At 70.4% G+C, this 20,366-nt stretch carries 21 protein-coding genes; 11 read left to right on the top strand and 10 right to left on the bottom strand.

The window, feature by feature from the left end; all coding sequences use genetic code 11:
* Positions 1-17 precede the first annotated feature (17 nt).
* Positions 18-1,214 (top strand): amidohydrolase, encoded by a 1,197-nt coding sequence (locus tag AKH00_RS12650; protein WP_050723119.1) that lies wholly within the window; start codon positions 18-20, stop codon positions 1,212-1,214.
* 290 nt (positions 1,215-1,504) lie between these two features.
* Here the strand turns inward: AKH00_RS12650 and AKH00_RS12645 are convergent, their stop codons facing one another.
* From AKH00_RS12645 to AKH00_RS12635, 3 genes are read right to left on the bottom strand one after another with little or no spacing between them, the layout of a single operon-like run.
* Positions 1,505-2,422: an oxidoreductase gene (locus tag AKH00_RS12645; RefSeq protein ID WP_050723118.1), complete on the bottom strand. Its 918-nt coding sequence runs from the start codon at positions 2,420-2,422 to the stop codon at positions 1,505-1,507.
* A 19-nt stretch (positions 2,423-2,441) separates the two neighbouring features.
* On the bottom strand, positions 2,442-3,110 hold the full coding sequence (locus AKH00_RS12640) for a hypothetical protein (protein WP_050723117.1): 669 nt from the start codon (positions 3,108-3,110) through the stop codon (positions 2,442-2,444).
* The gene (locus tag AKH00_RS12635) at positions 3,107-3,757 is read right to left on the bottom strand and encodes a TetR/AcrR family transcriptional regulator (protein ID WP_050723116.1); all 651 of its coding nucleotides are present in this window, start codon (positions 3,755-3,757) and stop codon (positions 3,107-3,109) included. The genes AKH00_RS12640 and AKH00_RS12635 overlap by 4 nt, the downstream gene beginning before the upstream one ends.
* Before the next feature lie 101 nt (positions 3,758-3,858).
* Here AKH00_RS12635 and AKH00_RS12630 point away from each other — a divergent pair, with 101 nt between their 5' ends.
* The gene (locus AKH00_RS12630) at positions 3,859-4,557 is read left to right on the top strand and encodes an SDR family NAD(P)-dependent oxidoreductase (protein WP_050723115.1); all 699 of its coding nucleotides are present in this window, start codon (positions 3,859-3,861) and stop codon (positions 4,555-4,557) included.
* A gap of 64 nt (positions 4,558-4,621) precedes the next feature.
* Here the strand turns inward: AKH00_RS12630 and AKH00_RS12625 are convergent, their stop codons facing one another.
* From AKH00_RS12625 to AKH00_RS12610, 4 genes are read right to left on the bottom strand one after another with little or no spacing between them, the layout of a single operon-like run.
* Complete coding sequence (locus AKH00_RS12625; RefSeq protein WP_050723114.1) at positions 4,622-5,236, bottom strand: RraA family protein; 615 nt, start codon at positions 5,234-5,236, stop codon at positions 4,622-4,624.
* A gap of 3 nt (positions 5,237-5,239) precedes the next feature.
* Positions 5,240-6,244, bottom strand: coding sequence for a tripartite tricarboxylate transporter substrate binding protein (locus AKH00_RS12620; protein WP_050723113.1), 1,005 nt, complete (start codon positions 6,242-6,244; stop codon positions 5,240-5,242).
* A 21-nt stretch (positions 6,245-6,265) separates the two neighbouring features.
* Positions 6,266-7,774 (bottom strand): tripartite tricarboxylate transporter permease, encoded by a 1,509-nt coding sequence (locus tag AKH00_RS12615; RefSeq protein WP_050723112.1) that lies wholly within the window; start codon positions 7,772-7,774, stop codon positions 6,266-6,268.
* Positions 7,775-7,776: 2 nt separating this feature from the next.
* The gene (locus AKH00_RS12610; RefSeq protein WP_161804397.1) at positions 7,777-8,319 is read right to left on the bottom strand and encodes a tripartite tricarboxylate transporter TctB family protein; all 543 of its coding nucleotides are present in this window, start codon (positions 8,317-8,319) and stop codon (positions 7,777-7,779) included.
* 205 nt (positions 8,320-8,524) lie between these two features.
* Here AKH00_RS12610 and AKH00_RS12605 point away from each other — a divergent pair, with 205 nt between their 5' ends.
* The 3 genes from AKH00_RS12605 (at position 8,525) to AKH00_RS12595 (ending at position 11,243) form a co-directional block, all read left to right on the top strand.
* The gene (locus AKH00_RS12605) at positions 8,525-9,511 is read left to right on the top strand and encodes a phosphoglycerate dehydrogenase (protein ID WP_050723110.1); all 987 of its coding nucleotides are present in this window, start codon (positions 8,525-8,527) and stop codon (positions 9,509-9,511) included.
* Between the two features lie 12 nt (positions 9,512-9,523).
* Positions 9,524-10,282 carry an IclR family transcriptional regulator gene (locus AKH00_RS12600; protein WP_050723109.1) on the top strand — a complete coding sequence of 253 codons (759 nt, stop codon included), beginning with the start codon at positions 9,524-9,526 and terminating at the stop codon, positions 10,280-10,282.
* Between the two features lie 64 nt (positions 10,283-10,346).
* On the top strand, positions 10,347-11,243 hold the full coding sequence (locus AKH00_RS12595; RefSeq protein ID WP_050723108.1) for a hypothetical protein: 897 nt from the start codon (positions 10,347-10,349) through the stop codon (positions 11,241-11,243).
* Between the two features lie 18 nt (positions 11,244-11,261).
* Here AKH00_RS12595 and AKH00_RS12590 read toward each other — a convergent pair whose 3' ends face one another.
* Both AKH00_RS12590 and AKH00_RS12585 read right to left on the bottom strand, forming a co-directional pair.
* The gene (locus AKH00_RS12590) at positions 11,262-11,954 is read right to left on the bottom strand and encodes an ABC transporter ATP-binding protein (protein ID WP_050723107.1); all 693 of its coding nucleotides are present in this window, start codon (positions 11,952-11,954) and stop codon (positions 11,262-11,264) included.
* Positions 11,951-13,021, bottom strand: a complete 1,071-nt coding sequence (locus tag AKH00_RS12585; protein WP_050723106.1) for an ABC transporter permease — start codon at positions 13,019-13,021, stop codon at positions 11,951-11,953. Before AKH00_RS12585 ends, AKH00_RS12590 begins: the two co-directional genes overlap by 4 nt.
* Before the next feature lie 164 nt (positions 13,022-13,185).
* Between AKH00_RS12585 and AKH00_RS12580 the strand changes: the two genes are divergently transcribed.
* The 5 genes from AKH00_RS12580 to AKH00_RS12560 all read left to right on the top strand — a co-directional run bounded on the left by AKH00_RS12580 (position 13,186) and on the right by AKH00_RS12560 (position 17,837).
* Entirely contained in the window at positions 13,186-14,370 is a 1,185-nt protein-coding gene (locus AKH00_RS12580; protein ID WP_050723105.1) for a sensor histidine kinase, read from the top strand.
* Positions 14,367-14,993, top strand: coding sequence for a response regulator transcription factor (locus AKH00_RS12575; protein WP_050723104.1), 627 nt, complete (start codon positions 14,367-14,369; stop codon positions 14,991-14,993). Before AKH00_RS12580 ends, AKH00_RS12575 begins: the two co-directional genes overlap by 4 nt.
* Before the next feature lie 85 nt (positions 14,994-15,078).
* Complete coding sequence (locus tag AKH00_RS12570; RefSeq protein ID WP_050723103.1) at positions 15,079-15,822, top strand: DUF2071 domain-containing protein; 744 nt, start codon at positions 15,079-15,081, stop codon at positions 15,820-15,822.
* An 89-nt stretch (positions 15,823-15,911) separates the two neighbouring features.
* Positions 15,912-16,952, top strand: coding sequence for an adenosine deaminase family protein (locus AKH00_RS12565; RefSeq protein ID WP_050723102.1), 1,041 nt, complete (start codon positions 15,912-15,914; stop codon positions 16,950-16,952).
* Positions 16,953-17,084: 132 nt separating this feature from the next.
* Positions 17,085-17,837: an SDR family NAD(P)-dependent oxidoreductase gene (locus AKH00_RS12560; protein WP_050723101.1), complete on the top strand. Its 753-nt coding sequence runs from the start codon at positions 17,085-17,087 to the stop codon at positions 17,835-17,837.
* A 130-nt stretch (positions 17,838-17,967) separates the two neighbouring features.
* On the opposite strand, the gene hisD is transcribed toward AKH00_RS12560, so the two are convergent.
* The gene (gene hisD / locus AKH00_RS12555) at positions 17,968-19,284 is read right to left on the bottom strand and encodes a histidinol dehydrogenase (protein ID WP_050723100.1); all 1,317 of its coding nucleotides are present in this window, start codon (positions 19,282-19,284) and stop codon (positions 17,968-17,970) included.
* Positions 19,285-19,361: 77 nt separating this feature from the next.
* Between hisD and AKH00_RS12550 the strand changes: the two genes are divergently transcribed.
* Positions 19,362-20,288, top strand: coding sequence for a LysR family transcriptional regulator (locus AKH00_RS12550; RefSeq protein WP_050723099.1), 927 nt, complete (start codon positions 19,362-19,364; stop codon positions 20,286-20,288).
* Positions 20,289-20,366: the final 78 nt, after the last annotated feature.

The following is a 20,366-nucleotide window of genomic DNA, read 5'->3' as shown; positions in this document are numbered from 1 at the left end:
CTCTCCCCTCTCTCCCTGTGCCCGCCGCGATTTCCGACGTGCGGGGCACGGTGATCGCCTCCCGCACGAGTTGGGAAGCAGAAGCTCTGGCGCTGAGTGCGCAGATCCACGCGCATCCGGAGCTCGCTTTCGCTGAACACCGGGCAGCCTCGGTGGTGGCTGAGACGATGCGTGCAGCCGGGTTCGAGGTGTGGGAGGATGCGTTCGGTCTCGACACCGCCGTGGAGGCCACGATCGGACAGGGAGATATCACCGTCGCGATCTGCGCGGAGTACGACGCACTCCCCGGCATGGGCCACGCCTGTGGTCACAACATCATCGCCGCCGCCGGCGTCGGTGCAGCCATTGCGCTGGCAGGTGTCGTCGACGACCTCGGCATCCGCGTGAAGCTACTCGGAACGCCGGCGGAGGAGCACGGTGGGGGAAAGATCCTCATGCTCGACGCTGGCGCGTGGGATGACGTCGACTTCTCCCTTATGGTGCACGGTGGGCCCGGCGAAGATCTGCGCTGTGCCGACGTGCGCACGCAGGCCGTCGCCCGATTCGACGTGTCCTTCCAGGGGCACGCCGGTCATGCGGGAGGGCCGAGCCCCGATGGGGTGAATGCGGCGAATGCAGCGACAATCGGGCTCGTCGCACTGGGCCTTCTCCGCCAGCACCTTCCCGACGGAGTCCGTGCCAATGCCTTCATTGACCACGGTGGTGAGGCAACGAACATCATTCCGTCGTCAACGCGAGTGCGAGCCGAGGTGCGCGCGAACACCCTCGACGCGCTCGAGAGCACGCAGCGCAAGATCCTTGCGTGCTTCGAGGGTGGGGCGACCGCGACGGGGTGCTCATGGGCGTGGGAGACTGCCGAACCCACCTACGCCGAACTGGTGCAGAACCCGGTGCTGGCCGAGGCCTGGGATCGCAATATCGCCGCGCTCGGGCGCACACCGCACCCCTCCGCGGCGTCGCCGGGAGGGTCGACCGACATGGGCAATGTGTCGCACGTCGTTCCATCCATCCATCCGCTCATCGCGATCGAGGGATGCTCCTCTGCTCCGCACACACCCGAGTTCGCCGGTGACGCGATCGGCCACGCAGCCGACGCCGCGGTCGTCGATGGGGCACTCGCGATGGCACTCACCGCTGTCGACGTCGTAGCGCTCCTACGGGCGGGGCACCAGCTGACCAGCGCCGACGCGTCCCCCGCGGTGCCGAACCGATGAATCGCAGTCACAAGCTCACGAGCGGGCGCGGCCGATAGGCAGGCAGCGTGAACCGGGGAACCCACCTTCGTCCCGGAACACCCAAGACCCGCGGGGGCGGGAGCCAGAGACAAACCCATGGCTGAGTGGTCTCGGATTCCCGTCCTCGCGTTCCTCTCCCAATTCGTGGGGGAGGTCGACGCGTTCTCGAAGCGGTGCGGCACGAAGGTCGCATCGAGGGTGCTCAGGGCTGCGCGTTCGCCGATGTCATCGTCCGTGATGACCAAGACAGGTCGACGTCAGCCAGCCCGTCACCCCGGCCCGTCGCTGGTCGCCGCGAGCAGGGTGGTGACGATGTCGGAGACGGGGGTGGGGATGCCGTGGCGCCGGCCCAGCCGCGAGACGACGCCATTGCGCACGTCCCACTCCAGAGGCCGTTCGGCCTCGCGGTCGGTGAGGATCGACGTGCTCAGGTCGGCGGGTGAGGAGCGGAACCCTGCGAGGATCTCGTCGGCGACGCCATCGTCGAGCGCGACGCCCTCGGCGAGCGCCACCGCGGCGCACTCGCGCAGATAGGCGCGCGTCAGGTCGCCGAGGTCGTCGCGGTGAAACGCCCCGGCGCGCCGTCCCGTCAGTGCCATGAGGCCGGCGGCGGCGTTCTGCAGCAGCTTGCGCCAGGCCATCGCCGCGAAGTCCGACGCCTGCTCGACGCGACACAGCGTGCCGTCGAGCACGGCGGCGATGCGTTCGGCATCCTCGCCTGCCGGGATCGTGAGCCGCGCGTCGCCGCGCAGCCGCACCGTGCCGTCGGCCTGCGCCTGCGCCGGGAACCAGACGACCGACGGCAGCACGGCGACGGCGTCGCCGACGTGCGGCGAGACCAGGGCGACCTGCTCGACGCCGTTCTGCAGGACGCAGACGACGGTGCCCGGCCCGCACAGCGCGTCGAGCCACGGCGCCGCCGCATCGATCTGCGTGGCCTTGACCGCGAGGAAGACGACATCGGCTGTGGCGCTGACCTCGTCCGGGTTCGTGTGCACGGGGCCGGGCACCACGATCCGCTCGTCGCCGACGAGGAGCTCGAGCTCTTCGCGGGCAGTGCGTCCGTAGAGTGCGGGCGTCCGGCCCGCCGCGTGCAGGGCGGCGGTGATCGTCGTGCCGATCGCGCCCGGCCCGACGACGGCGATGCGGGGATCAGCGGAAGAAGTGTCGGTCGAGGAATCGCTCACGCGCTCACCGTACCCGCGCTCAGCGTCCGCGCGCGCCCTCCGCGCGGATGCGACCGAGCAAGGAGGCGATCTGCCGCTCCTTCTGTTCCGCCGACACCCTCTCGAGCACGGGCGCTCCGGTCTGCGCGGGCCACGGCACGAGCACGTCGAAGTCGAGGTCGCGCATCAGCTCCAGCGTCTCGACGAAGGCGCGGCGGTCGCTCTCGCCCAGGATGACGGCCTGCCAGACGCCGTCCTCGACCCAGATCGAATCCCCGGGGAAGAGATATCGATGGTGTCCGCTGTCCCAGAGGTAGAACGCGGCGCCGGGGGTGTGGGCGAAGCTGGGGATGACCTCGAGGTCGTCGCCGAGCCGTTGCCGCCCGCCGGTGAGCGACTCGTCGACGCGCATGCCGCGTTCGGTCTGCCGACGGTCGCGCTCGTGCACGGCGACCGGCACGTCGAGGGCGGGGCTGCCGTGCATGCCCTCGTGCCAGTGGTTGATGAGCAGTCGCGTCGGTCGGCCGAGGGAGTGGATGCCGTCGGCAGCCGGGTCGATGCCGGGGTTGTTGTAGACGAGGACGGGCCCCTCATCGGCGTCGAGTACGAACGCCCGGAGGTCGACACCCGCCATGAACGGCAGCGGCACGGGCGTCGTGGTCGCGTAGAGGCCCGGGTCCACGAGCTCGAGCGCGGGGTGCGTCGTCACAGTACCCTGCTCAGCGACTCGGCCATCGCGCGGAACGCCGGCGGCTGCGGGGCGAGCGGAGAAGCGGATGCCGAGGGGCGGGTGCCGTCGACGACCATCGTGGCGTACCGACGCCACAGCTCGGGTCCTCTCTCGCGGTAGGCCATGGCGAGCGTGCTCACCATGACCCCGAGCGCGATCGTGTCCTGTCGGGTGAATCCCGGCCTCAGCTCCCCGGCGGCGACGGCCTCCGCGATGAGCCGGTCTGCGGCGGTGGCCAGTCGCTCGCTCACCTCGGCAGGGAAGCGGTCGAACCGATCGGGGCCGAAGAGCACCGTCGCGAGACTCCGATCGCGCGCGTGCACCTCGATCATCCCGCTCAGGTAGGCGCGGAACGCCTCGCCCGGGTCGTTGAGTGCGGAGGCATCGTCGACGACCGCCATGACGTCGCCGATCTTGTCGTCGAAGAGCGCGTCGAGCAGGGCGCTCTTGTCGGGGAACTTGCGGTAGATCGTGCCGATCCCCACCCCCGCCTCGGCCGCGACGTCGCCGAGGGTCGCGCTCGGCCCGTGTTCCGCGAACACGGCGGATGCGGCGTCGAGGATGCGGCGGCGGTTGCGCTCGGCATCCGCACGCGGGCGACGGATCGGGGGCGCCTCGGTGGTCATGACCCGACTCTAACAGAATCGGAAGTGGAATGTCCGGTTCCGTTTTGTGTAGGGTCGGACCAGCGCATCCGATTCCGGATGCCCGACCTCGGGAGAACAACATGTCCGTGCTCGTCATCGTCGGATACGGTCCCGGCAACGGCCACGCCATCGCGCACCGCTTCGGTGCCGAAGGGTGGACCGTCGCCCTCATCGGCAGGAGCGAGGTGCGGCTCGACGACGGCGTGGCCCGACTCGCGGATGCCGGGATCACCGCTCACGCGTTCGCCGGCGACGCCGCGAACCCCGCATCCCTGCGCGAGACCCTGCGGCGCATCCGGTCCTCCCTCGGGCCGATCTCCGCGCTCGCGCTCACCGCCTATCGCAGCATCGAGGTGTCCGACGTGCTGCAGGTCGACACCGACGCCGTCCTGCACGTGTTCGACATCGGCGTCGCCGGCCTGCTCACCGCCGTGCAGGAGACGCTCGACGACCTCCGGGCGGCGGAGTCGGGCTCGGTGCTCGTCGTCAACGGCGCACTGGGGCAGCACGACGACGGCATCGACGCCTACGCGGTGTCGTTCGGCGGTGACGGCGTGGCGCTCGAATGCGCCGCGAAGACCAAGCTCGTCGGGCTGCTCGCCGCGCGCCTGCGCCCTGACGGTGTCTACGTCGGGGAGATCGTCATCAACGGCTCGGTCGCCGGCTCACCGCATGCGAGCCCCACCGCGATCGAGCCCGCGTGGATCGCCGACCGGCTCTGGAACATGGCCGGGGCGCGCGACGAGACGCACGTCCTCGTCACCGAGGACCGTCGCTGACACGACTCGGGGCGGTGGGGAACCTGCCCCACCGCCCCGGTCATCGAATGCGGACAGCTGCACCTCAGGACCGAGCGAGGTCGAGATGCTGCTCGAGGTCACGGCGACGACCGTCCTCGTTCGTCTGCACCGACTCGGCCGCGACCACGATGTCCGCCGCCTGCGCGAGCGGCACGACGGCCACCCCGTCGGCGTCGGCGACGATGATGTCGCCCGGGTTGACCGCGACGCCGCCGACCGCGATCGGCACCTGGAGCCGACCGGGTCCGTGCTTGTACGGCCCCGCCGGGGTGACCGCGCGGGCGAAGACCGGCATCCCGTACTCGCGCATGCCGTCCGCGTCGCGCACCGCGCCGTCGATGACGAACCCGGCGATCCCCTTGGCCTTCGCCCGTGCGGCGATGAGCTCGCCGATGAGCGCGCGGGTCGAGTCCCCGCTGCCGTTGACGACGATGACGTCTCCGGCCTGCGCCTCGTCGATCGCCTTGTGGATGAAGAGGTTGTCGCCCGAGCGCGTCCAGCAGGTGAAGGCGGGCCCCGCGATCGCGGCGCCGGTCCAGACGGGACTGATGCCGCCGTCCATGAGCCCCAGGCGGTCCATGCCGTCGCCGATGTTGGCGGCGGGGATCCGCGCGAACCGGGCGATGAGGTCCGCTCCGGGTGAGGTCGTCGTCGACACGGGTCAGCCGTCCTTCCGCACGAGGTCCACGAGGTCGGCCAGGGTGTCGGTCCGCTCCGTCCAGAATGCGGAGTACGCCTCGGCATCCATGTACGTGGGCTGCAGGCCCAGGTCCTCCATGCGCGAGATGAACGTCTCGTCCTTCATGACCTCTCCGATCGCATCGGAGAGCTTGGTGATGATCTCGTCCGGCGTCCCGGCCGGGAAGGCGTAGCCGCGGGCGGAGCCGAGCTCGACGTCGTACCCTGCCTCGGCTGCCGTGGGCACGTCGGGCAGGAAGGGGCTGCGCTCGTCGGCGAGCACCGTGAGGATGCGCGCGGTGCCGCTCTCCTCGAGCTGCTTGACGTCGCCGACGTTGCCGACGAGGACGTCGACGTTGCCGCCGAGGAACGCCGTGGTCGCCTGCGCGGCTCCGTCGGCGAAGTGCACGGGACGGATGTCGACACCCGCGGCTTCGTTGAGCAGCAGCAGACCGAAGTGGTCCTGGCTCCCGATGCCCGTGGTCGACGCGGTGATCGTATCGGGCGCGGCCTCGGCGGCGGCGATGAGATCGTCGAGCGTCTTGTACGGGCTGCCGGGCGCGACGGCGATGGCCGTGGGGTCGGTCACCTGCAGCGCGACGGGGGCGAAGTCCTCGGGCGTGTACGTGGCGCCGCGGCTCTCGTCGAGCGCCGACACGATGACCCCGGGGATGGTGGTGAGACCGAAGGTGTAGCCGTCGGCGGCTGCTCCGGCGAGCGCGGTGTACCCGATCTGTCCACCGGCGCCCGGCCGGTTCTCGACGACCACCGTCGCGTCGAGCTGCTCCTCGAGGGCGTCGGCGAGCAGTCGAGCGCCCACGTCGGAGCTGCCGCCGGGATCGAATGCGACGATGAGGGTGATGGGCTTCTCCGGCCAGGAGATCTCTCCGTCCTCGCTCGCGGCGTTGCCGCCGCGTTGCGCGCATCCGGAGAGGGCGAGACCTGCGAGCGCGAGGCTCGCGAGGCCGATGGTGAGGGACTTTCGCATGATGGTGCTCCTTTGCAGCGGTCAGACTTCGGAGTCGACGGGCAGATGGGCGCGCGCCTTCAGACGGCGCCCTCCGATCGCGGACAGGATGAGGATGAGCGACGCCACGCCCAGCAGGACGAGCGCGATCGGGCGGGACAGGAAGAAGCCGAAGTCGCCGTTGGAGATCTGCAGCGTCTGTCGGAGGGCGGACTCGAGAAGCGGCCCGAGCACGAGCGTGAGCACGAGCGGGGCGAGGGGCAGGTCCAGCCGGCGGAACGCCAGTCCCAGCAGGCCGAAGGCGATCATGATGAAGATGTCGACGATGCTGCGGTTGACGGCGTAGGTGCCGACGAAGATGAACACGTAGACAACGGCAGCCAGCACGGGAAACGGGATGGCCAGCACCTTCGTCCACAGCCCCACGAGGGGCACGTTCAGCACGAGCAGCAGCGCGTTGCCGATGAACAGGCTGGCGATCACGGTCCACACCAGCAGCGGATCGGTCTGGAACAGCAACGGCCCCGGTACGAGGCCGTTCTGCAGGAAGGCGCCCATCAGCACCGCGATGGCGGGCGAAGCCGGGATCCCCAGGGTGAACAGCGGGATGAACGCGGCGTTGGCGTGCGCGTTGTTCGCCGTCTCCGGGGCGGCGACACCCTCGATCGCCCCGGACCCTAGCTGGCGGCGGAACCGTCCGACGCGCCGTTCGGTGCTGTACGCGATGAGGGAGGAGATCGTGCTGGTGATGCCGGGCACGACGCCGATGCCCGCGCCGATGAGGGTGCCGCGACCGACGGCGGGAGCGGCACGGCGCAGGTCGGTGCGACTCGGGATGAGCTCGCGCAGCTTGGGGCTGCGGGCGCGGACCGTGCCGCCGGCCGAGACGTGCAGCAGCTCGCCGAGGCCGAAGATGCCGACCAGCACGGGCACGATGCTGATGCCGTCGAGCAGGTGCTCACTGCCGAAGGTGAAGCGCGGCAGGCCTTCGACGGGGTCGATGCCGACCATGGCGATGACCATGCCGATGCCAGCCGAGATGACGCCGGCCGAGACGGAGCGCCCCACGAGGCCCACCAGCAGCGCGAGACCGACGACCACGAGAGCGAAGAACTCGGGAGGTCCGATGAGCAGGCCCAGGCTCGCCAGCGGCTGCGCGGCGATCACCAGGGCGATCGTCGCGACCGTGCCGCCGATGAAGGACCCGATGCCGGCGACGGTGAGCGCGACGCCTCCGCGGCCCTTCTTCGTCATGGCGTAGCCGTCGATGCACGTGATCGCGGACTCCCCCTCGCCGGGGATGTTGAGGAGGACGCTCGTGATGGTCCCGCCGTACGCGGTGCCGTAGAAGATGGCGGCGAGCATGATGATCGCCGATGCGGGATCCATGCCGAAGGTCAGCGGCAGGAGGATCGCGATGCCGGCCGTCGATCCGATGCCGGGCAGCAGACCCAGCACCGTGCCGACGAGGCATCCGATCAGGGCGAACATGAGGTTCTCGGGAGTCGCTGCGGCGGCGAGTCCCTGCAGGAGGTAGTCCCAGGTGTTCATTCCTACAGCCCCAGGTCGTAGAGGAAGGGGATGCCCGCGCCGGACAGCGGCACGCTCAGCACGTTGGAGAACAGGCTGTAGACGCCGAAGCTGCCTGCCAGGGAGAGGATGCCGGTGAGCAGCCATGAGCGGCGGGCCACGAACTTCAGTTGGAAGACGAGGAACAGGAAGACACTGAGCTGGAAGCCGAGCACTTCGAGCAGGGCGGCCAACGCGAGCAGCGACACGAGCGTCGTGATGATCTGGCGCGGTGTGGCCGGGACCTCGGCTGCGGCGGCCTCCGGCGTGGCCGCGTGCTCGACGATGTTCGGCCGGCGCCACTGCCCCAGCCCCCAGACCGCCGACGCCGCTGCCACGATCAGCCCGGTCCACAGCGGGAAGAAGCCCGGACCTGGACCGAGTGGGGTCCACAGTCCGAGCGGGATCGCAGCCACCGCGGTGGCGAGCCCGAAGAGCAGGAACAGCGCGGCGGCCACTACTCCCGGAATGGATCGCACGTACTCGGGGAACCCGATCGTGCCTGTTCGCAGGTCTTCTGGTGCCATGGCGGTGCGCTTCCTCGTCATCTTTGACTGGTCCCGGATTATCACAGAGTGATAAGAGCTATCAAAATTGGTGCGGTTGTGTCATTATCGACCCACAAAGTCGTGAACGTCAAGGCCGCGCTCGATGCGGGTCTCGACACCTCCGGCCCGCTCCACCTCGCAGCCCGAGGACCGACGCGGGGCGGATCGGGAAAGGGAAACCGCCATGGGCACCGCTCGCATCCTCGTCACCTCCGCGTTCCTCCGACCGGGGGATGCCACCGATCTCGCGTTGCGGGAGGCGGGCTTCGACACCGTGCACGCGCCGCTGCGCGGTCAGCGGAAGCCCGGGGAGCTGGAGAGCCTCCTGGAGGGGGTCTCCGGCGTCATCGCGGGCAGCGACCGCTTCGACGAGGGCGTGCTCGCATCGGCGCGGGACCTGCGCATCATCGCCCGCACGGGCGTGGGCTACGACAGCATCGACACCGCCGCGGCGGCGTCTCGCGGCATCGCCGTCTGCAACGCCCCCGGAGTCAACAGTGCCGCGGTGGCCGAGCTCGCGCTGACGTTCATCCTCATGCTGGCGCGCAAGGTCCCCGAAGCCATGCGCAGCGTGCGTGAGGGAGCGTGGGCCCGACCCACCGGCCTGCAGCTCGACAGCTCGACGCTGGGCATCGTGGGGCTCGGCGCCATCGGACGCACCGTCGCGCAACACGCTCAGGCTCTCGGCATGCGCGTCGTCGCCCACGACCCCTACGCCGACCGCGGCTACGCTGCCGACCACGACATCGCGCTCGTGCCCTTCGAGCAGGTGCTCGACGAGGCCGACGTCGTCAGCCTGCACATCGCCCTCACGCCCGAGACGCGCCATCTCATCGACGCAGACGCGCTGCGGCGGATGAAGCGCACGGCCTACCTCGTCAACACCGCGCGCGGACCGGTCGTCGACGAGAATGCCCTGATCGCGGCCCTGGATGCGGGGGACCTGGCCGGTGCCGCCCTCGACGTCGTCGAGGAGGAACCTCTCGCCGCTTCGAGCGCGCTGCGCGATCACCCCCGGGCGTTCGTCACCGCCCACATCGGCGGATCGACCTCCCAGGCCCGCGACGAGTCGGCCAGGGTTGCCGTGGAATCCGTCGTCGACTTTCTGCAGGGGCGTCCGCCTCGTAATGTGGTGAACCCGGGGTACCGCCAGAACCTCGTCACCGGGTAGGAGAGCCCCGCGATGTCGACAACGGCCGAGTCGAACACCATGCGCTCGCTCGAGCGCGCCATCGACGTGCTCGAAGTGCTCGACAACAGCCGCCAGCCGCTGCGTCTGACCGAGGTCGCCCGGCGCGCGGGCCTGCACGTCGCCACGACGCAGCGCATCCTCAACGTGCTCGAAGCGCGCGGGCGGGTCGAGCGCGACGACGGCGGCTACCGGCCCGGTGTCGCCCTGCTCTTCGGAGCCCACGCGTATCTGCTGTCCAGCCCCCTCGTCGCCTCGGCACTCCCCCATCTGCAGGACCTGGCCAGCGCGACGGGTCTCACGGCATCCCTCTTCGTCCGCACCGGGCTGTCGCGCGCCGTCGTCTCCCGCATCGAGGGCGTCCGCCCGATGAGGTACGTCCTCCCCGTCGGCGAGCGCCTGCCGCTGACCCAGGGCGCCGGCAAGGTCCTCGCCGCCTACCTCACCGAGCAGGAGCTCGACGACCTGCTCGCCAGCGACTCCCGTCTCGACAGGGCCGACGGCACGCACGTCACCGCTCGCGAGTTCCGCCGAGAACTGGCGCACATCCGCCGCGACGGCTACTGCTGGTCGCGCAACGGCCGAGCCATCGGCGTGGCATCGATCGCCGCTCCGGTGTTCGACCACGAGGGACTCTGCATCGCCGGGGTGCAGATCGCAGCCAGCACGTCCGACCTCACCGAGGCGGACATCCCGACCGTGAGTATGGAGGTGCGGCGCGCAGCGGCGGTGATCTCCGAGACGCTCCTCTAGCGACCCCGCGGTGGCATCCGCGCTACGCTGACGCTCTGCGTTCCCGGAGGAGACGGAGGCGAGGATGCCGCACAGGGATCACCCGCGTGCGTTCGGCCGCGAGTTCGCCGCTGCTCTGTACCGGAAGAAGCAGACCCTCACCTGGGTGCAGCGGCGGCTCGCCGACAACGGGATGCCGGTGTCGATGACGACCCTCAGCTACTGGCGATCAGGGGCACGCCGCCCGGAGGGAGGTCGCTCCCGTGACGCCGTCCGAGAGATCGAGAGGCTCCTCGACCTGCCGTCGGGGCATCTGGAGCGGCTGATCGGCCCCACCCACAGAACCGGACCTCTCCCGCCGATGCAGAACGCCCTCGGCGACGCCGACCTGCAGGCGGACATCGCGGAGACCCTCGACGCTCTCGGATGCCCCACCTCCGACAGTCTCAGGGACGTCACCACCCACCTGACGGCGGAGGTCGACGAGAGCGGGAGTATCCGCCACTGCACCACCAAGGGGCTCCTGCAGTCCACGCGGGGAGTGCTGACGGAGTTCGCCGTCGTGAACGTCTCCCCCGCTCCTCGCACGACGTGGTCGACGGTCTCGTCGCTGCGCGGCATCCGGTTGAAGGCGTCGTACCCGCATCCCGGGATGCTCGTCGAGGGGCGGCTCTTCGAACTGCTCGACCCCGCCCAACCCGGCGAGACGGCGCTGTACGAGTTCACCGAGACCTACCCCGACGACCACCCGTCCCAGCACGAACTGTGGCACGCCACCACGCGCCCGAGTCACGAGATCATCGTGTGGGCGCAGTTCGATCCGCACGCTGCTCCGACCTGGTGCGAGTCCTTCGTCCAGACCTCGGGGGCTGAGGAGGTCGCGCACCGCCGCTCGCCCGCCCCGCCGGTCATGCACATCGCGCGCCAGCGTTTCGGACCAGGGGTCGTTGGCCTCCGGTGGGGTTTCGACGAACGGCACTGACCCCCATCCGCATCGGCGTCACACGCGAGCGGGCTCGTCGACGATCCTGCCGTCGACGAGGTGGACGACTCCGTGCATGCGGGGGAGGTGCACGAGGTCGTGCGTGACGAGCAGGGTCGAGGTGTTCCGCTGCGCGGTGAGCCGCAGGATGAGGTCGATGATCGACGCGCCGCGCTCCTGGTCCAGCGCGCTGGTCGGCTCGTCGACCAGGAGCACACTGGGGTCGTTCATGAGGGCCCTGGCGATGTTGACGCGCTGCCGCTGACCGCCGGACAGTTGGTGCGGTCGCTTGTCGCCATGGTCGGCGAGACCCACGGACTCCAGGAGGTCCTCGGCGTGCGCGGCGCTGCTCGCGCGACGGCGACGGCTGTGCGGGGCGCCGAGCTCGTTCATGACGGTCAGCTGCTCACGCGCGGTGAGCGACGGGAGGAGGTTGGACTGCTGGAAGACGATGCCGATCCGGTCGCGTCGCAGCGCCGCGCCCTCGGACGGCGCCAGGGTCGTGACCTCGACGCCGTCGATGGCGACGCTTCCGGAATCGGGGCGGATGAGCGTGGCGGCGACCGCGAGCAGGCTCGACTTGCCCGAGCCGCTGGGCCCGGTGATGCCGGTCACGGTGCCGGGGCGCGCGGTGAGGGACACGTCGTCGACGGCGGTCACCCTGGTGTCGCCGTCCGGGAAGGTGAGGGTGATGTTCTTCAGGCGGATCATCGGTTGCTCCCGAGTGCGGTCAGAGGGTCGGCGGAGGTGACGGAACGAAGGGCGAACGCGGCCCCGGCGAGGCCGAGGACGATCATGATCGCTCCGGGCAGGAGCGTGGTGAGCGGGTTCAGCATGAACGGGAGCGCCCCGCCGGCGAGAGTGCCGAGGAGTGCGACGACTCCGAGCCCTGCGCCGATCCCCGCGACCAGGACGATCAGCGCCTGACCGAGGGAGTCGCGGATCAGCGAGCGGGTGCTGGCGCCGAGAGCCTTCAGGACGGCGACGTCTCCCTTGCGCTGGATGGTCCAGACCGTGAAGAACGCGCCGATGACGAGACCCGAGATCCCGAACAGCATCGCGACCATGAGCAGCAGCGAGCCGATCTCGGAGCGGAAGGCGCTGAGAGCCGTCAGCGATCCGAGCGGCGTCTCGGACACGGTGGACTGCGCCGTGTCCGCGGCATCCCAGTCCGGCGCTCCGCTGACCGCGAGGACGGTGGCGTACGCGTCGGGGTTGCCGGTCGCCGCGGAGTATCGCTGCCAGTCGTCCAGCGTCATCTGCACGACAGGGGTGTGGCTGTACCAGCCGTCCCCGCCGACCTCGACGACGCGGAACGCGGACCCGGCTATCGTGACGTCGTCACCGACTCCCGCGTCGAGCGCCTCGGCCGCAGGACGCGTCAGACTGATCTGCCCGTCCTTCGCGGGCGCTGTCGCATCGAATCCCGGCTCGACGCCGAACACGGCGATCGCGGCGCGCGCGGCGTCGGTCTCGCCGCGGGTCTGGCTGATGCCCACGGGGCGTGCGGAGGACACTCCGTCGACGCCCGCCCACGCGGTGGCCTGCTGCTCGGTGATCGTCGACTCGGAGAAGCTGGGCCCGCCGTCACCCGCTGCGGGAGCGGAGAACACGATGCGGTCGCCGGGGAGTCCGAGCACAGCCGACACGTTCTGCGTGGCCAGGCCGCCGGTGAGGCCGCTGAGAAACCCCACGAGCACGGTGATGAGGGCGACGACCGAGCCGATCAGGAGGAATCGGCCGCGGGCGAAGCGGAGGTCGCGCAACGCGACGAACATGGTGTCTGCCTTTCCTGCCGCCGATGCGACGACTCCTCCACTCTCGCCTCCGGGTCGCGCGCGGTCATCCGCCGCGGGCACAGCATCCGGCGACCGGAATGCCGATCCGCCTCTCGTCCTTTCGGACGATGTGACCGCGTTCCGTCCTGCATAGACTCCCTCCTATGGCGCACACCGCTCTGACCCCCGTGTTCGTGGGGCTGCGGACGGGACTCCACGTGCTCTTCGCCGCTCTGCTCGTCGTGGTCGTCGCCCGAGCGGTCCTCGATCCCCGTGACGCGAGCGCGGCGGTGATCGCGCTGGCCCTGACGCTCGGCGTCACCTACGCGCTCGGGGCACTCCTCGCCAGGACCGCACAGTCCCGACGGCTCGCGACGTCGTGCTGGCTGGCGGCCCTCACAGCCGAGTGGCTCGTGCTGACATGGCTCATCGCCGACGCCGCCTACCTGGTCTTCCCGCTGTTCTTCCTCTACCTGCATCTGCTGGGCAGGTGGTGGGGCTCCGCCGCGATCCTGGCATCCACCGCCTTCGCGATCGTCGCGCTGGGGCTGCACGGCGGATGGAGCGTGGGCGGTGTCGTCGGCCCCCTCGTCGGCGCCGGCGTCGCGCTGCTCATCGGCCTGGGCTACCAGGCGCTCGCCCGGGAGGCACAGCAGCGGGAGGCGCTGGTCCAGGAGCTGCTGACGACCCGCGGGCGGCTCGCGGCCACCGAGCACGAGTCGGGAGTGCTCGCGGAGCGCGCGCGCCTCGCCCGGGAGATCCACGACACCCTCGCGCAAGGTCTCTCCAGCATCCAGATGCTGCTGCACGCCGCCGAGCGCGCCGATGGGGATCGCCCCGGCATCGACCACATCCGTCTCGCCCGCGAGACCGCAGCGGCCAACCTCGTCGAAGCCCGCCGATTCATCCGCGAGCTCACTCCGCCGCAACTCGACGACCAGACCCTGGCTGGCGCATTGCGCCGACTCGCCGCCACGCAGTGGGCGGACCAGGGTCTCGACGTCCGGGTGCGGGTCTCGGATGCGGTCGCTCTGCCCATGCATCTGCAGACCGCTCTCCTGCGCATCACCCAGGGGGCGATCGCGAACGTCATCCAGCACGCGCAGGCGAGCACCGCGACCGTGACCATCACCGTCGACGGCGACGACCTCCGGTTCAGCGTCGCCGACGACGGGGTCGGCTTCGACGCCGCGCCCCTCCCGACCCAGGATCTCTCGACGTCCGACGCGTTCGGGTTGCGGGCCACGGCCGAGCGCGTGCAGCAGCTCGGCGGCACTCTCACACTCGACACCGCCGTCGGACGAGGGACCACTCTCACCGTCGATCTCTCGCTGGAGGCGCTCTCATGATCCGACTCGTGATCGCCGACGACCACCCCATCGTCCGCGCGGGCCTCAGCGCGCTGTTCAGCATCGAGCCGGATCTCGAGGTCGTCGCCGAGGTCGACAGTCCCGATGAGGCGGTGCGGGCTGCGGAACGAGAGAACCCCGACGTCGTGCTGATGGACCTGCAGTTCGGCTCGGCGCAGACCGTCGGCGGCGCGGACGCCACCCGCCGCATCCGCGCGCTCGAGGCGGCACCGTACGTCCTGGTCCTCACGAACTACGACTCGGATGCCGACATCCTCGGCGCCGTCGAGGCCGGAGCGAGCGGATATCTGCTCAAGGATGCCCCTCCCCACGAGCTGACCGCGGCGGTGCGTGCCGCCGCGGCCGGGGAGAGCGCCCTCGCCCCGGTCATCGCCTCACGCCTGCTCGATCGGATGCGCGCGCCGCAGGTGAGCCTGAGCGGCCGGGAGATCGAGGTGCTCGAGCTCGTCGCCTCGGGGAGGTCGAACACCGAGGTCGCGGAGACCCTCTTCATCAGCGAGACGACCGTGAAGTCGCACCTCGCACACATCTTCTCCAAGCTCGACGTCTCGTCGCGCACGGCCGCGGTTTCCGCTGCCCGGCGCAAGGGCATCCTCCGCTGAGGTCCGGCCCGCCTCATCACACCCCAGTTCCGACAGCGGCAAGTCACCCCTTGGCGAATCACTCTCTCGCCGCTAGATTCCGAGCATGACCATCGTCCGAGAAGTGCGTGCGCACCTGCGCCGGAGGCTCCTGATCACGTATCGCCTCGATCCGCAGGTGGCGGCCTCACTGCTCCCTGACGGCTTCCGCCCTCAGCTCGTCGAGGGGTCCGCTCTCGCGGGCGTGTGCGTGCTGGGACTGGAATCGATACGGCCGACCTGGGCTCAGCGCCGATGGGGCCTGCGCTCCGAGAACGCCGCGCATCGCATGGCCGTCGAGTGGGACGGATCGGATGGGCCGCAGCGGGGCGTCTTCATCTTCGAACGCCACAGCTCCGCGTGGCATCCCGTCCTGTTCGGAGGCCGGCTGTTCCCCGGGGTGCACCGCAAGGCGCGATTCCGCATCGAAGAGAGCGCCGACCGCTACGCGGTGGAGATGACGGCCGGCGGACTCGTCCTCGACGCCGACGTGGAGGTGGGCGGCGAATGGACGAGCGGCGTGTTCGCCTCCGTCGACGAGGCCTCCGACTTCTACCGCGCCGGACACATCGGATGGTCGATGGCTCACGATGGGCGCACCGCCGAACCCGTCGCGCTCAGCACCGACACGTGGAGGATCGAACCCGCCCGACTGCACGCGCTCCGGTCGTCGTTCTTCGACGCGCTCCCGGAGGGGTCGGCGGCGTTCGACAGCGTGGTCGTGATGCGCGACCTCCCGTTGATCCTGTCGGATGCAGCGAGGACCCCCGCCGCCGAGCATGGAGACCTTGCTTCATACCGGAATATCTGAGGAGGGATCGGCCCGCCGGTCGTACGCTCACCCGACAGGATCTGTTCGCTCTGACATCGCCGGGCGGACATGCGAGAAGGGGCGTCTCCATGACCGATGCGAACACGATCGCCGGCGAACACGGCGAGCTCGCCCCGGGCCTGGGCATCGAGATCCTGTCGCGCCGCCTACCGAAGGCGGACCTCCACGCCCACCTCGGCGGGTCCCTGCGCCCGTCGTTCGCCCCCGACTCGGACGGCCGGAGCCGCAGCTATCGCGGTGCCGACGACTTCTTCACCGCGCTGCACAGCCTCAGCGCGTCGTTCACCGCGCGCGAGGACCTCACCTCCGCCACCGTGCGCATCCTGGAGGGGTCCGTCGACGCGGGATGCCGTCACGTCGAGCTCTCGCTGCAACTCGCCGAGTTCCGGGGCTCGCCGCTCGACGAGAGGGAGTTGATCGCCGCGGTCGTCGAGGCCTTCGACATCATGCACGATCGGGTGGGTCTGAGCGGCGGCCTGATCCTCGCCACGTACCGCGGAGAGGACGGCGCCGCCGCGGTGCGGACGGTGCGCTCCGCGCTCGACGCTCGGGACGTCGGGCTCCCGATTCTCGGCATCGGGAACGACGGCCCGCTCGACCGCCCCCTGAGCCAGTTCCGGGAGGCGTACGCCCTCGCACGCGAAGAGGGCCTGCGCACCACGGTGCACGTCGACGGCGTCGAGGACATCGACGACGCGTTCGCACTCCCTCTCGACCGCATCGACCACGGGTTCGCGATGAGCGGCCGCCCCGCGGACCTCGCGCGCTGCGCCGACGCCGGCATCCCCGTGACGCTCTGCCTCTCGAGCAACCTGATCATGCTCCCCGGGCGCTTCCCCACGTTCGCGGCATTCCCCATCGATGAGTTCCGCGCCGCCGGCATCACCGCCAGCCTGCACACCGACGACGCGGCGCTCTTCTTCACCGATCTCGCCCAGGAGTACCGGATGGCGGCGCGTGCCTTCGCCTGGACCCCGGAGACGACCGCCCAGGTCGCGCTCGACTCGCTCGCTGCGGCCTGGATCACGGAGCCGAACCGTTCCCGACTCCTCGCCGAGTGGACGCTCGAGGCGGAGGCTCTCGTCCAGGACCCCCGCGACCCGCGATAGCGGCAGCTGGCGACCCCACGCCGATCCATTCATGTGAATCCACCTCTGCGTTTCGGGCGTAGGCTGGAGTGAAGGACGGACCGTCCGAGAAGATCTCCCGGCACCGCGACCGCCCGGGAAAGAAGCCCACTCATGGCTCAGTACGACGTCTCGAACCGCTCCGCGATCGTGACGGGAGCGGGCAGCGGCATCGGCCGCTCCACCGCCCTGCTCCTCGCCGCCAACGGCGCCGCCGTGGTCGTGAACGATCTGAACGCCGAGCACGCGAACGCGGTCGTCGAGGAGATCCGCGCGGCCGGCGGCACGGCCGAGGCCTCCGTCGGCGACGCCACCGACACCGAGTGGATCGGCTCCTCGATCGAACTCGCGAACTCGCTCGCCCCGCTGCGCATCGGCGTGAACAACGCGGGCATCGGCGGAGCATCCGCCCCCACCGCCGAGTACGACGACGCGGCGTGGGACAAGGTCATCTCGATCAACCTGAACGCCGTGTTCCGCAACATGAAGGCGCAGATCCCGTCGATCCTCGCGAACGGCGGCGGCTCCGTCGTGAACATCGCCTCGATCCTCGGCAGCGTCGGCTTCGCGAACTCCCCCGCCTACGTGGCTGCCAAGCACGCGGTGGTCGGCATGACGAAGTCGGCCGCGCTCGAGTACTCGGCGCAGGGCGTGCGCGTCAACTCGGTCGGCCCCGGCTTCATCGACACCCCGCTGCTCGCCACGATGGGCGATGAGGCGAAGGCGTTCCTCGTGAGCAAGCACCCGATCGGCCGCCTCGGCCAGCCCGACGAGGTCGCGAACCTCATCGCCTTCCTCGCCAGCGACGCCGCGAGCTTCGTGACCGGCAGCTACCACCTCGTCGACGGCGGCTACACGGCTCTCTGAGCAGTACCTTCCGGACACGGATCGGGGGCCGACACGCCAGGTGTCGGCCCCCGATCCGTGTCTCGTCCGTCGTGTGGCGCGTCGGCCCCCGATGCGGGCGCGCCGTCAGACGGAGGGCGGATGCCGCGGCTCAGCCGAGCCGCTCGAGGCGCAGCGTCGCCGTGGCGCTGTGCGCGGCCATCCCCTCGGAGTCGGAGATCACCTGCACGGCGTTCGCGAGCTCGAGCGTCGCCTCGCGCGCGATGCGCTGGTAGGTGAGCGGCTTGAGGAACCTCGACACCGACAGACCTGCGCTGTGCTTCGCACCGCCGGCCGTCGGCAGCACGTGGTTCGTACCGGCCATGCCCTTGTCGGAGTAAGCCACCGTGCTCCAGGTGCCGAGGAAGATCGAGCCGTAGTTGCGCAACGTCTCGTGGTACCAGTCGTCGTCCGCCGTGAGGAGCTCGAGGTGCTCAGGGGCCAGGTCGTCCATGAGCGCGACCGCGGTCTCGCGGTCCTTCGCGACCGTGACCACGCCGTAATCGCGCCAGGCCGCACCGGCGATCTCCGCCGTGGCAAGTGTCGACAGCTGCCGCTCGATCTCGGCGATCACCGCGCGTCCGTGCTCCTCGGAGGTCGTGACGAGCGCGGCCGGCGAGTTGGGGCCGTGCTCGGCCTGGCCGAGCAGGTCGGCGGCGACGAGCACCGGGTCGGCCGTCTCGTCGGAGATCACGGCGACCTCACTCGGACCGGCGAGCAGGTCGATCGCGACCGTGCCGAACAGCTGACGCTTGGCCTCCGCCACGAACGCGTTGCCTGCGCCGACGAGCATGTCGACGGGCAGTTCGCCCAGCAGGCCGTAGGCCATGGCCGCGAGGGCCTGCACCCCGCCGATCACGAACACGCGGTCGACGCCGGAGAGGTGAGCCGCGTACACGACCGCGTCGTTCGCCCCGCCATCGGGCTGCGGCGGAGTGCACGCGATCACCGTGGGGACGCCTGCGGCCTTCGCGACGCCGACGGTCATGAACGCGCTCGCGGTCAGCGGGAAGCGGCCGGCCGGCAGGTACGCGCCGACGCGGGAGACGGGCACGTACTTCGCGCCGGTCACGATGCCAGGCACGAACTCGGTCTCGAAATCCGTGAGGTGCTCGCGCGATGCGCGGGCGAACGCCTGGGTGCGCTCGGCGCCGAGCTCGATCGCGGCACGCAGGTCGGGGTCGAGACGGTCGCCGCTCGACGCGATCTGCTCGGGGGTGAGCTCGATGGCCGCGCCCTGGTAGTTGTCGAGCTTCTTCGCGTAGTCGAGCACGGCGTCCATGCCGCGCTCGCGGATGTCGGCGAGCATGTTCGTGACCGTCTCGATCACGGCGGGATCGCGCTGCGCGGCCGGAGCGTCGACGAGCGGGGTCTTGAGGTGGTGGAAGGCGCCGTCGAGGCGGGCGAGGACTGCAGAGGAGTAACGCATGCAGGAAGGCTACGTCGTCAGCACCCATCTGAAAAGCCTGATGGTCCGTTCGATGCCATCGGGTTTACCATTGTCGCGTGACAATCACGCAGCTCACCGCCTTCCTCGCCGCGCTCGAGCACGGCTCCTTCACGGCCGCCGCGCGCGCTCTCGACATGACCCAGGCGTCGGTGTCGGAGCTCGTCGCGCGCCTCGAACGCGAACTCGACGTCACGCTGTTCGCGCGCGGCAGCCGTCGACTCGTGCCCTCCGCCGCCGCCCTCGAACTGCGCCCGCATGCCGCACAGGCCGTGAGCGCCGTGCAGAACGGCATCGACACGATCCAGGCCCTCGCCTCCCTCGACCGCGGCACGTGCACCTTCGGGGTGCTGCGCAACGCCGCCTACTACGCGCTCGCCGACCTCGCCGAGACCTTCCACCACCGGCATCCCAACGTGCGGCTGCGGCTCGTCGGCATCAACTCGGCGCTCGTGGCCCGATCGATCGCCGCGGGCGAGCTCGAGGCGGGGCTGCTCGTGCTGCCGATCGACGAGGACGGCCTCGACGTGCACCCCCTCTTCCGCGACGAAGTGCTGTACGCCTCAACGACCCGCCCCGCCGGGAGCGGAGCTGTCACGATCGACGAGGTGGCCGACGCCAAGCTCGTGCTCTACGACGCCTTCGCCGGCTGGGACGACCCCACCCGCCGCCAACTGCTCGAACGCGCCCGCCTGCGGGGCCGCACGATCGAGCCCGCGGTCGAGGTCGAGCACGTCGAGACCGCGCTCAGCCTCGTGGCCGCCGGCACGGCCGACACGATCGTCTCGCGCTCGGTCGCCGAGTCGGAGGGCTTCCCCGACGGCATCCGCACCTTCCCCTTCGCGGAGCCCATGCACGACACGATCGCGCTCGTACGGCGCGAGGGCGTGCTGCTCTCACCCGCGACGCAGCGGATCGCCGAGCTCGCCGAGCGGATGCTGCGCGAGCGCCTGCCCGAGCACGAGGGCCGCGTCGCTCTGGACTGATCCGCGCTCGACGGCCGGAGACCACCGCCCGCGACACGCAGAAGCGCGAGGAGCCCCGGGGGCCCCTCGCGCTTCGCG

It is taken from the genome of Microbacterium sp. GCS4 (assembly GCF_001262495.1).
Taxonomy (GTDB): Bacteria; Actinomycetota; Actinomycetes; order Actinomycetales; family Microbacteriaceae; genus Microbacterium.
The sequence above is the reverse complement of the archived record's forward strand: the minus strand, read 5'-3'. Positions and strand labels throughout refer to the sequence as shown.